A 9132-nucleotide genomic window follows, 5' to 3' on the forward strand; every position below is an offset into this window, starting at 1 on the left:
TGGCTCCTTTGCCCATGGCCCGCCCCCGGCCCGCCCCCAGCGCGTCCCGCCGTTTGAGCCCGACCGCCGGCGCCGGCGGGCGGAGCGAGCCGGCGGCCGGCCCCGGCAGCCGCTGGCTGCTCCTTCTGGAATACGACGGCAGCCGCTACAGCGGCTGGCAGAAGCAGGCGGATGCCCGCACCATCCAGGGCACCCTGCAGGCAGCAGCCGCAGCGGCCCTGGCCGATCCGCAGGCAGAGATCCAGGGCAACGGTCGCACCGACGCCGGGGTCCATGCCCTGGCCTATGTGGCGCACCTGGCTGCCGCCCGTTCCCTGCCGGCCGCCGTCCTCCGCCAGGAGATCAACGACCGCCTGCCCCAGGACATCGTGCTCCTGGCGGTGGCGCCGGCGCCAGCCCGCTTCCACGCCCGCCACGACTGCCTGGCCCGCGCCTACCTCTACCGGATCGCCCGCCGGCGTACCGCCTTTGGCAAGCGGTATGTCTGGTGGGTGAGGGACCACCTGGACGTGGCCGCCATGGCCGCCGCCGCGGCGCCTTGCCTGGGCATGCACGACTGGGCCGCCTTCGCCGACACCCCGGAGCTCAGGAAGTCCACCGAGGTCCTGGTGCAGCGGCTGGACGTCTGGGAGAGGGAGGACGAGATCCTGGTGCGGGTGGTGGCGTCCCACTTTCTGTGGAAGATGGTTCGCCGCCTGGTGGGTCTGCTGGTGGAGGTGGGCCGGCACCGGCTGCCGCCCCCGGCCTTGGCCGACCTCCTGCGGCAGCCCAGCGATCTGCCGGCGCGTTTCACCGCGCCGCCTTCCGGCCTTTTTTTCGAGCGTGCCTTCTACCACCCCGGCGAGCTGGCGGCGTTCCTGGACGCCTCCGGGCCCAGGCCGCCGGTTCCGTCCTTCCTGGCCCCCCCGGTCCTGCCGCGCCTGCCCTGAGCAGACAGAGGGGCCGGCGCAGCCGCTGGCCGGCCGCCCTTGGCGTGGCGGCAGCAGCTCCCGGGCCGGGGATGATGGGCTGGCGGTCGAGGCGGGGAGGGGTCAGCGGCTGTGGCCGGGGAGGGTGAAGCTGGTGCAGCTGCCGCCCTGGCAGGTGCGGCTCTCGGTGGCGCAGCCGCCGGCGCTGCCGGTGGTTGCGCTGCCGGCCGGCATACTGAAGTTGGCAGCGCTCATCAGCTTGGCCAGCCGGCGGCTGTTGCAGCTGGGGCAGGTGGCCTCACTGAGCTCCTCCGGGCGGAAGATGAGGATCTCGAAGGTGTGGGCACAGTCCTGACAGGACAGCTCGTGGATGGGCATGACGTTCTCCTCCGGAGGAAAGGACGGTGTTGGCCGGCGAGGCGGCTGGCCGGTCCAGGGGAACGGGGCAGGAGCAGCCCTGTTACAGCAGGCCACCAGCCAAGGGCACGTAGACGGACGGCATGGTGAAGCGTTCGATGATCTGGGCCAGGCCCTGGGTCTGCTGCCGGTCGAGCTGGCAGAAGGCCAGACTGCGGCGCCGGCGGCGGGTCTCCTCGCTGCTGCCGTCCTCGCCCAGGAGGACATCCGCGATCAGCCGCACCGGCACGTCCCGGACCACCAGGTCGTTGTCACCCACGATGAGGTCCAGGCGGCAGGATTCGAAGGGCTCATCCGCCCATTGCTTGCGATCCAGATAGCGGACCGCCAGCCCCCCCAGGCTGATGTTGGTGATGAGTCCCGGCTTGGTGCAGTTGACGGTGTACGCGAGGCCGTTGACCACAAACCGCCGGTGGCGCCGCCGCTCGATCAGGTGGTATTCCTGTGCCATGGCTCGTCCCGGGAAACCGTGTCTCAGACACCCTGCGTCGGCCAGGATCCTCCCCATCGCCGGCCGGCATGGCCGCAGCTGACCATGTGTGGTGGGACTATCCCAGACCGCCGCTGCCCTTGTCAAGGGGAAAGCCGGCGCGAGGCGTTTCCGCGCTTGTGGAAACGGGTTCGTGGTGGTACCATCGCCGTTTTCTCTTCCGGCCCCCTATTCATCTGCATGGACACTGAGCCGTCTTCGGGACGACGATGGGCCGGGATGCCCCCCAGACGACCAGCCGTAGGAAGGAACCGATGTCCGATCGCCAACGCCTCAAAGAGCTGCTCCTCAGCCATTCCTATCTCAAAAAGCGGGTTGTCCTGACCTCAGGCCGGGAGTCCGACTTCTACATCGATGCCAAGCGCACCACGCTGCTGGCCGAAGGGGCGTATCTGTGCGGCCGCCTCCTGTTTCAGCTGCTCCGGGACCAGCCGCAGCCCATCGTTGCCGTGGGTGGCATGACCCTGGGGGCCGACCCCCTGGTCACTGCCGTTGCCCTGGTCAGCCACCTGGAGGGCCAGGGGATCCCGGCCTTCATCGTCCGCAAGGAGCCCAAGAAGCACGGCACCGCCGCCTTCATCGAAGGGCGGGAGAACATTCCCGACAACAGCCGGGTGGCCCTGGTGGAGGATGTGGTCACCACGGGCGGCACCCTGCTCAAGACCATTGAGCGGGTGGAGGCGGAGGGCCTGACCGTGGGGCTGGTGGTGACTGTGGTGGACCGCCAGGAGGGCGGGGCAGAGGCCTTGGCGGCGGCTGGCTACCCCTTGCGGGCGATCTTCACCCGGCTGGACCTCATCGGCGGCTGAGGCGGGCCATGGACTGCAAGCGGTGTGACGGCCGGCTGGAGGTGGTGCGGCGCTGCCGGATGGTGCGGCTGCGCTGCAGCCGCTGCGGGCATGAATTCCAGATCCACGAGGTGGCGGACCGCCTGGATGCCGAGACCGAGGCGCTCCTGGAGCGCTACACCGCCATCATCTACGACTAGAACCCGGGGGGCCGATCCTTATCAATAGGTGAGCCTGAGGTCGTTGTCCAGGGCATCGGCTCTTTCCAGCCGCACCGACAGCGCGTCTCCGGGGACGAGGCGGCTCAGGGGACCTGTGGCCGGCACCTCGGCGGTGAAAAGAAGCTCGGTGAGAAGCACCAGGACGCGGTTGCCCTGGCGCTCCAGGAACAGGGCCGGCAACCGTTGTCCAACACGGCCTTCCAGGTGGCGGAGCAGCCAGTAGCGGTGGCGCAGGCTCCGGACGGTGCTGGCCCGGGTCAGGCCTTCCTGGAGCCGGTTGGCGAGTCCCCGCAGGGCGGACTCGGAAAAGGCCGCTCCCCGTCCGGCCAGGACACTGTGCAGCTGGTGCTGCACCACCAGATCCAGGAAGCGCCGGATGGGGGAGGTGACGGTGGTGTACTGCATGACGCCGACGCCGCTGTGGGGCCGCGGCCGCACCGTCAGCTCCATGGGCGACAGGAACCGGCGCTGGCGGAAGTTCAGAAAGAGATCCCGCTCCAGGCCGGTGAACAGCCGCTTTTTGGGCTCGCCCTGGCAGCGGAACAGGGCCGGCACCTGCCGGTCGGCCAGGTACTGGGCGGCCAGGCTGTTGGCCAGCACCATCAGCTCGGCCACCAGGAGCCGGGCCGGGGTGTCCACCTCGGCCAGCTCCACCCGGACCCCGGCCTGGGGATCCAGCACGATGTTGACGTCGGGGATGGGCAGCACCAGAGCCCCCTGGTCCAGGCGCCGCTGCCGCAGGCGCACCGCCAGCTCGGCCAGCAGGCGCAGCTCCCGGTCCTCCGTCAGGCGGCGGTCCGCCTCCTGATAGGTGAGCTGCCGCGCCACCCGCACCAGGCTGGGCTGAATCGTGAAATCGACGACCTCGCCGGCGGCGGTGAGCTGGACCAGGAAGCTCATGGCCGGCCGCACCTGCCCTTGGCGCAGGGAGGCGGCGTCTTCCGACAACGCCGCCGGCAGCATGGGGATGGACCCTTCCGGGAAGTAGAGGGAGGTGGCCCGGCGGGCCGCCTCCTCAAAAAGGCCGCTGTCCGGCCGGACCAGCGCAGCGACATCGCTGATATGGATGCCCAGGGCCAGGCCGTCCGGCCGCTCTTCCAGGTGCAGGGCGTCGTCGAAGTCGGCGGTGGCCTCGCCGTCGATGGTGAGAACCGGCAGGCTGGTCAGATCCCGCCGCCCTGGACCGACGGCCGGAGGGGCGCTGGCCAGGGCCGCCGCCTCGGCCAGCACCTCCTCGGCAAAGATGACGGGCACCCCGTAGCGGCCAAGAAGGAAGTTCTCGTCCGCCGCCCAGAAGCCCGCCTGGACCAGGATAAGGTAGGGATCGTGGGGCCGGGTGCAGCCGGCGCGCTTCAGGAGATCCCGGGCCAGGGCCGCCTCCGGGGCGTCGCTGCCGTGCAGGTAGAAGCTGGCCAGAAGATTGAGGCAGGCCTCCCGGGTAGGCCAGTCGGCCACCGGCTCACCGGCCTTGAGCCGGGCCAGATTGCGGGCCCCTTCCCCCAGGAGCGCCTCCCGCTGCCGCTCCCGCTCCAGGGCCTCCTGGCGTTGGGCCACCGCGGCCATGGACTGGGCGACGATCTTCCCTTCCCGGAATTTGAAATACAGCCGGTCCGCCAGCACGGCCCGCAGGCAGGCCGCCACCTGATCGGCGCTGGCATCGCCGCCGAAGCAGAGGCTGGCCAGGAATTCCGGCGGGAAGGCGGCCTCGCCGTCCGCCGCCGCCACCTCCCACAGGCCGGCCAGGTCGACGGCCTCCGCCAGTTGCCGCCTTTGGTCGGCCACCTGCCTGAGGGCCTTCAGGAGGTCCTCCCGGCCGGATGAGGCGGCGGCGGGCAGGACGCTGGCGTGGACGATGCGGCCGTACGGCAGGCTTACCTCGCGGCCGTTCTGGTTGAGGGCCCGCACCCGGGATCCGGAATCCTCCAGCACGGCGGCGCACAGGAATCTGCTGTTCTCGATGTATTCCACCAGTCGCTGGCTCGAGGTCATGACCCCTCACGGATGCCGGGAAGCCCCTGCCGCGGGCCGTTCCCGGGAAGGGCGGCCGCAGCGAAAAGGCCATACCATACACTGTCGGTGCCGTTTGTCAAAGCGGCTGGCCGGCTCCAACAGGAGAAACAAGGTCATGCCCGAGACTCCGGACCATCCCTTCCGTTGCGGCATGGTGGCCATCGTCGGGCCGCCCAACGCCGGCAAGTCCACGCTGCTCAACAGCCTCCTGGGGGAGAAGATCGCCATCGTCACCCCCAAGCCGCAGACCACCCGGAACCGGGTCGCCGGCATCGTCAACGGCCCGGACTACCAGATCGTCTTCCTGGATACCCCCGGCCTGCATCCGGCCCGCAGCCCTTTGAACCAGGCCATGGTTCATGTGGCGCTCGACACCCTTGCGGCGGTGGACGCCATCCTCTTCCTGGTGGACGTGTCTTTGCCCCTGCCCCCGGAGGCCCAGCGGCCGGACCGCCTGCTGCCCGCCGGACCAACGCCCGCCATCCTGGTCCTGAACAAGATCGACCTGGTGGCCCGGGCGACCCTCCTGCCCCTCATGGAGACGTACAGCCGCACCTACCCCTTTGCAGCGCTCATCCCGGTGTCTGCCCTCCATGCCGACGGCCTGGAGCGGATCCTGGCCGAGCTCCTGCCCCTGTTGCCGCCTGGACCCGCCCTTTACCCGCCGGACGTCCCCACCGATGCCAGCGAGCGTTTTCTGGTGGGTGAGATCATCCGGGAGAAGGTGTTCCTGGCCACCGAGCAGGAGGTGCCGTACGCCAGCGCCGTGGTCATCGACCGGTTCAAGGATGAGCCGGAACGGGACCTGACAGTGATCGACGCCACGGTCATCGTGGAGCGGAGCTCCCAGAAGGGGATCATCATCGGCAAGGGCGGCAGCCACCTCAAGGAGATCGGCCGCCTGGCGCGGCGGGATATCGAGAGCCTGCTTGGCCGCCGGGTCTATCTCCACCTGTGGGTGAAGGTCATGCCCCACTGGACCAGGGACAAGGGCTTTCTGCGGGAGCTGGGGATGTAGCAGGGAGAAAAAAACAGGCGGCCCCGGCGGCGGCAAGCCGGCCGGGGCCGTCAAAGGTGGGGCTTGCGGTGCGGATTACAGGGCCAAGGCCCGGCGCAGCCCCTCCAGCAGATCCTGGGCCTGCTGCCGGCTCAAGGTGACCCGGCCGGGCTCGTCCTGGTCGTGATCGCTCAGCACGATGCGGTCCTCGGAAACCTCGAGCACCGGGCACTTGCTGCAGCCGCTGCAAAACTCGATGATGGTCTTGTCCATGGTCGTCCTCCTTGGCGGGATCAGGGGCCGCGGCCTTGGCCACGGCCTGTTCAGGTGACGCCGGGCCGGACTGGCCGCCGGCTCTATCCAGTTCAATAGCCGAACAGGCTAAACATAGTTTGCCCACCGAAAAGGCGCAAACGAAAACTCCGGCGACCGCCGGCAGCCCTTGCCGGTGGCCAGGAAATCATCTATAAGCGGTGTTGCGCCGCTGCCGCGCTCTCCCCGCCAACCCGTCTTCGGCCTCGGCCGAGCCAAGGAGCCAGCCTATGTCCCAGGTCATCGTCCGCTTTCCCCCCAGCCCCACCGGCTACCTGCACATCGGCGGCGCCCGCACCGCCCTTTACAACTGGCTCTTTGCCCGGAAGCACGGGGGCAAGCTCATCCTGCGCATCGAGGATACCGACGCCGAGCGCTCCACCCAGGCATCCATCGACGGCATCCTGGAGGGGCTCCGCTGGCTGGGCCTGAACTGGGATGAGGGGCCCTATTTCCAGTCCGCCCACCTTGCCGAGCACGTGGCGGTGGCCCACCGCCTGGTGGCCACCGGCCACGCCTACCGCTGCTTCTGCAGCAAGGAGGAGCTGGAGGCGAAGCGGGAGGCGGCCATGGCCGCCAAGGCCTCCCTGCACTACGATGGCACCTGCCGGCGTCTGAGCGCCGTCGAGGTGGCGGCCCGGGAGGCGGCCGGCCAACCCTCGGTGATCCGGTTCAAGGCCCCGGAAGGGCCGGGCACCGTGACCTTCGTCGATCGCGTCTATGGCACCATCGAGCGCTCCCTGGCGGACATCGAGGACTTCGTGATCGTCCGCTCCAACGGCTCGCCCCTCTATCTGCTGTCCAACGTTGTGGACGACATCCGGGACGGCATCACCCACGTCATCCGCGGCCAGGACGGCCTCGCCAACACGCCGCGCCAGATCCTCATCTACCAGGCCCTGGGCGCCCCGCTGCCGGAGTTCGCCCACATGCCGCTCACCCTGGACCCGGCCAAGGCCAAAATCTCCAAGCGCACCCACGGCGAGGTGGTCACTGTGCAGTTCTACCGGGAGCACGGCTTCCTGCCCTGGGGCCTGGCCAACTTTCTGGTGCTCCTGGGCTGGGCTACGGCCGACTCCCGGGAGATCTTCACGCTGCCCGAGCTGCTGGCGGCCTTCTCCCTGGAGGGCATCAGTCGCCACAACGCGGTCTTCAACTACCGGAAAGGGGATCCCAAGTTCTTCACCGATCCCAAGGCCCTCTCCATCAACGCCCACCATCTGCGGGCCATGCCGGTAGCCGAGCTGGTCCCCCTCGTCCGCCCCCACCTGGAGGCGGCCGGGCTCTGGGATCCGGCCTTTGCCGGCAGTCGGCAGGACTGGCTCTTCGCCACCATCGAGCTTCTGCGCCCCCGTTTCCATACCCTGTGTGATTTTGCCACCCTGGGCCGGCCCTATTTTGTCGATGACTACCCGTTCCAGGAGGAGGCGGTGGCCAGGAACATCGCCAAGCATCCGGGGCTTGTTGATTGGCTGCCGGCCCTGGCGGAGCGGCTGGCCGCCCTGGCGGTCTTCGACGCGGCGGCGGCCGAGGCGACCCTCCGCGGGCTGGCTGACGAGCTGGGGGTGAAGGCGGGGATCCTCATCAACGCCACCCGGACCATGGTCACCGGGGGGGCGGTGGGCCCCAGTCTGTTCGAGGTGCTGGCCATCCTGGGCCAGGAGCGAGCGGTGGCCCGGTTGCGCCGGCCCCTGCCGGCTGCCGGCGCCTAGACAGCGTCGCCGCGCAGGAACAGCTCGGCCTCGTTGACGTCCCGGCGACTGCCGATGATCAGGGGCACCCGTTCGTGGAGGTTGGTGGGCTGGATGTCAAGGATGTCCTCGGCACCGGTGCTGGCCCGGCCGCCGGCCTGTTCGGCGATGAAGGCCAGGGGGGCGGCCTCGTAGAGGAGGCGCAGCTTGCCGTGGGGCTTGGAAGGGCTTTTCGAGTCCTTGGGGTAGAGGAAGATGCCGCCGGTGATCAGGTTGCGGTGGAAGTCCGCCACCAGGGAGCCGATGTAGCGGGAGCTGTAGGGCCGGCCGTCACCGGGCGCCAAGGCCTTCAGATGGTCGATGTAGCGGCGGGTGTTGGCATCCCAGTAATTGTGGTTGCCTTCGTTCACCGAGAAGTACTTGCCCCGCTCCGGAATACGGAGGTCCGGGTGGGAGAGGAAGAACTCGCCCACGCCTGGATCCAGGGTAAAGCCGTGCACCCCTTCGCCGGTGGTGTAGACCAGCATGGTGCTGGAGCCGTAGATGATGTAGCCGGCGGCGATCTGCTGCCGGCCTGGCTGCAGGAGGTCCTCCTCGGTGCCGGGCTGGTCGTCCGGGGAGCGGCGGCGGTGGATCGAGAAGATGGTGCCGATGCTGACGTTGACGTCGATATTGGACGAGCCGTCCAGGGGATCGTAGGCCAGGGTGTACTTGCCGATGGCCCGGGGCAGCACCGGGATGGCGTCGGCGTCCTCCTCCGAGGTCATGACGCACAGATAGCCGCATCGGGCCATGCGGCGCTTGATGATGCTGTTGGCCAGCACATCGAGCTTCTGCACCGCCTCCCCCTGGACATTGGCCGGTCCGCCGGCCAGGCCGAGGATGTCGCCCAGGCCGGCCTTTTTCACCTCCATGGAGATGGTCTTGGCCGCCACCACCAGCTCGCTGAGCAGACCGGACAGGGCTCCGGTGGCCTCGGGATGGAGACGCTGGGACTCCATGATGTGACGGCTGACCGTGATTCCGAGGGGTCGTTGCATCGTACGCTCCTTGGCCATATGGCGTCTCTTGCCTCGCTCGAATGCGAAGGAATGGGTCCGACCGGGCCCTCACCAGCACTGGCAGGATCTCTCCTCCACCCTTTGTGGCCTGGCCCCTGCCGCTTGGCCCCATCATAGGAGAATTCCTGCGCCCCGGCAACGGCAAGGCAGCCGGGCAGGCCGTGGCGGCGGTTGCACTCCCCCTTGACGCCCCAGTTGGCGGTGTGGTACAGATACACCCCAGATCGGCCGCTCCTT

At 69.0% G+C, this 9132-nt stretch carries 10 protein-coding genes; 5 read left to right on the top strand and 5 right to left on the bottom strand.

What is annotated here, in order from left to right:
* Positions 1-929, top strand: a 929-nt coding sequence (gene truA / locus AB1634_17460; GenBank protein MEW6221303.1) for a tRNA pseudouridine(38-40) synthase TruA, incomplete at its 5' end; no start/stop codon positions are given.
* 102 nt (positions 930-1031) lie between these two features.
* Here truA and AB1634_17465 read toward each other — a convergent pair.
* Positions 1032-1286 (bottom strand): zinc ribbon domain-containing protein, encoded by a 255-nt coding sequence (locus AB1634_17465; GenBank protein MEW6221304.1) that lies wholly within the window; start codon positions 1284-1286, stop codon positions 1032-1034.
* A gap of 82 nt (positions 1287-1368) precedes the next feature.
* Positions 1369-1776: a hypothetical protein gene (locus AB1634_17470; protein ID MEW6221305.1), complete on the bottom strand. Its 408-nt coding sequence runs from the start codon at positions 1774-1776 to the stop codon at positions 1369-1371.
* A 293-nt stretch (positions 1777-2069) separates the two neighbouring features.
* Here AB1634_17470 and pyrE point away from each other — a divergent pair, with 293 nt between their 5' ends.
* Together pyrE and AB1634_17480 are read left to right on the top strand one after the other, a co-directional pair.
* Entirely contained in the window at positions 2070-2624 is a 555-nt protein-coding gene (pyrE, locus tag AB1634_17475) for an orotate phosphoribosyltransferase (GenBank protein ID MEW6221306.1), read from the top strand.
* 8 nt (positions 2625-2632) lie between these two features.
* A complete protein-coding gene (locus tag AB1634_17480; GenBank protein ID MEW6221307.1) occupies positions 2633-2803 on the top strand; it encodes a dual CXXC motif small (seleno)protein in 171 nt (56 codons plus the stop codon).
* 21 nt (positions 2804-2824) lie between these two features.
* On the opposite strand, the gene AB1634_17485 is transcribed toward AB1634_17480, so the two are convergent.
* Positions 2825-4813, bottom strand: a complete 1989-nt coding sequence (locus tag AB1634_17485) for a ribonuclease catalytic domain-containing protein (protein MEW6221308.1) — start codon at positions 4811-4813, stop codon at positions 2825-2827.
* 136 nt (positions 4814-4949) lie between these two features.
* Between AB1634_17485 and era the strand changes: the two genes are divergently transcribed.
* Positions 4950-5852, top strand: a complete 903-nt coding sequence (era, locus tag AB1634_17490) for a GTPase Era (protein MEW6221309.1) — start codon at positions 4950-4952, stop codon at positions 5850-5852.
* Between the two features lie 75 nt (positions 5853-5927).
* On the opposite strand, the gene AB1634_17495 is transcribed toward era, so the two are convergent.
* Positions 5928-6104 (bottom strand): hypothetical protein, encoded by a 177-nt coding sequence (locus tag AB1634_17495; protein MEW6221310.1) that lies wholly within the window; start codon positions 6102-6104, stop codon positions 5928-5930.
* Positions 6105-6373: 269 nt separating this feature from the next.
* On the opposite strand from AB1634_17495, the gene gltX reads away from it, so the two are divergent.
* Positions 6374-7855, top strand: a complete 1482-nt coding sequence (gene gltX / locus AB1634_17500; protein MEW6221311.1) for a glutamate--tRNA ligase — start codon at positions 6374-6376, stop codon at positions 7853-7855.
* Here gltX and fbp read toward each other — a convergent pair.
* Positions 7852-8874: a class 1 fructose-bisphosphatase gene (gene fbp / locus AB1634_17505; protein ID MEW6221312.1), complete on the bottom strand. Its 1023-nt coding sequence runs from the start codon at positions 8872-8874 to the stop codon at positions 7852-7854. The two genes, gltX and fbp, sit on opposite strands and share 4 nt — an antisense overlap.
* Between the last annotated feature and the right edge of the window lie 258 nt (positions 8875-9132).

The sequence above is a fragment of the Thermodesulfobacteriota bacterium genome, from assembly GCA_040755095.1.
Classification (GTDB): domain Bacteria; phylum Desulfobacterota; class Desulfobulbia; order Desulfobulbales; family JBFMBH01; genus JBFMBH01.